The sequence below is a fragment of the Cellulomonas sp. P4_B5_2 genome, assembly GCF_056402235.1.
Genome location: NZ_JBFUHU010000471.1, coordinates 1 through 2,011, shown reverse-complemented (window position 1 = coordinate 2,011; position 2,011 = coordinate 1). Strand labels below are relative to the sequence as shown.

3 protein-coding genes are annotated in these 2,011 nt (G+C 71.9%); all 3 read right to left on the bottom strand.

Features of this window, described 5'->3' with window-relative positions:
- Nucleotides 1–922, bottom strand: a 922-nt coding sequence (locus AC1DUQ_RS21255; protein WP_477074577.1) for a carbohydrate-binding domain-containing protein, incomplete at its 3' end; no start/stop codon positions are given.
- A gap of 11 nt (nucleotides 923–933) precedes the next feature.
- Nucleotides 934–1,656, bottom strand: a complete 723-nt coding sequence (locus AC1DUQ_RS21250) for a polyphosphate polymerase domain-containing protein (protein WP_477059694.1) — start codon at nucleotides 1,654–1,656, stop codon at nucleotides 934–936.
- A partial coding sequence (locus AC1DUQ_RS21245; RefSeq protein ID WP_477074576.1) for a DUF4956 domain-containing protein occupies nucleotides 1,653–2,011 on the bottom strand: 359 nt, incomplete at its 5' end. The genes AC1DUQ_RS21245 and AC1DUQ_RS21250, both read right to left, overlap by 4 nt.

Sequence of the window (2,011 nt, the reverse complement as noted above, 5' to 3'; positions counted from 1 at the left end):
CCACGGACACCGTGCCGGAGATGCCCTTGGGGGAGGCGTCCTCCGCGACCGCGGTCCCGCTGCCGCCGCCTGCGACGACGGCCACCGTGCCGTCCGCGACGATCACGTCGGTCTGCGCGGCGATGCCGTCGTCACCCGCCGCGATCGTCACGTCGCCGCCGGTGATCTCCACGTAGCCGAGCGTCTCGTCCTCGTCGTTGTCGGACTTCAGGCCGTCGCCGCCCGCCGTGACGTCGAGCGTGCCGCCGGAGACCACGAGGTAGTCCTTGCCGCGGATGCCGTCGTCGACCGCGTCGACCGTGATGGTGCCGCCCGCGATGACGAGGCCGTCCTTGGCGGCGATCCCGTCGTTCGCGTTGCCGGCCACGGTCAGGGAGCCGTCGCCGGTGATCGTGAGGTCCGCGCTGCTGAACAGGGCCGCGCTCGCGTCGTCGGTGTCCGCATAGGCGGTGGTGTCGGACAGGGTGCTGTCGCCCTCGAGGTGGACCACCACCTGGTCGGCGTCGAGGACCTGCAGCGGGGAGGTGGTCGAGCTGGCCAGGGCGGCGTCGTCGAGGATCAGGTGGACCACGCCGTCGTCGGTGGTGTTCACGACGACGGAGCCGTCGGCGAGCGTGCCGCTCAGCCGGTAGGTGCCGGCGGCGGTGATCGTGATCGTGCTGCCGTCGACGGTCACGCCGTCGGTCGCGGTCGGGTCGTCCAGGTCGACCGCGACCTCGTCCGACGAGGCCTCCAGGTCGACGTCGGACGGGGCCGTGTTGGCGGCCATCGCCTGCTCGACGGTGACGTTCGCGTCGGAGGTCGTGGTGACGGTCGTGCTCGAGTCGGTGCTGTCCGCGGCGTCGGCCGTCGCAGTGCAGCCGGCCAGCAGGGCCGCGACGAGGGCGGCGGGGACGAGGAACTTCGGGGTGAGGCGTCGCATGGGGTGTGCTCCTAACGGGTGACGTGCCGGTCGAGGACGCGGCGCCACGGGTGGTGGGGGAGGTCGGCGTGCAGGGCGGCCATGCCGGTGCCGTACTTGGAGATGCGGACCGGGCGGTGGCCGTGCCGCCACAGGAGGCGGTCGGTGGAGGAGGGCGTGGAGCCCGTCTTGGTCTCGATGACCACGCGGTCCGGCAGCGCCCTCGACCCGCCCGTGAGGGCCGACGTCCACACCAGCCCGGTGTCGATGGTCGTGCGGCTCTGGGTCCGCGGCAGGAAGAGGGTCGAGCGGCGGTATGTGCTGACCAGGGTCGGGCTGTAGAGCCCGGCGTTGTCGAGGACGTCGTCGGCGAACCGGCGGCCCTCGTCGGTCAGGGTGTCGCGGTCGTCCGGGTCGTACGGCAGGCGCGTCTTGACCGTGCTGCCGCGCGGACCGCGGGTCTTCACCTCGACCCAGCAGAGCTCGGAGTCCACGTAGGTGCGCGTGCGGATCTTGAACCGCCGCCGGCGACGGTGGGCCGCCCCGAGGTAGCTAGTGAGGTCGGGGGTGTCGAAGTAGACCGACTCGTAGGCGAAGTCGCGCTGGTCGCCGATCTCGAGGATGCGTGCACCGGGCTCGACGCCGCGCAGGAGCACCGGGACCGCGTCCGCCGGGACCACGTACTTGCGGTCGATCCGGGTCTGCAGGCTCGCCCGCTCGGTGAGCTCGACGAGGTCGATGGGCTCGAAGCTCATGCCGACACCGCCACCCGGGCTCGTGCCGTGGTCAGCTCGTACCGGACGTCCACGCAGGTGGTGTCGTTGACCAGGTCGACGCGCTGCACGATCGCGGTGTGCACCGTGGCGCCGAGCAGGCGTTCCAGGTGCGCGGCGAGCGCGGTCTCGTCGGTGATGGCCGAGTCGAGGATCATCGTCTGCTGCCGGTACTGCCGGAGCATCCGCGGGTGGTCGACGACCGCCATGACCACGACGACCATCACCATCAGCGAGGCGTTCAGGGCCGACGGCGTCACCGCGAGCCCGCCCAGCAGCCCGAGCGCCAGCGCCGAGAAGTAGTACGCCACCTCGTGCTGGGTCAGCTCCGTGGAGC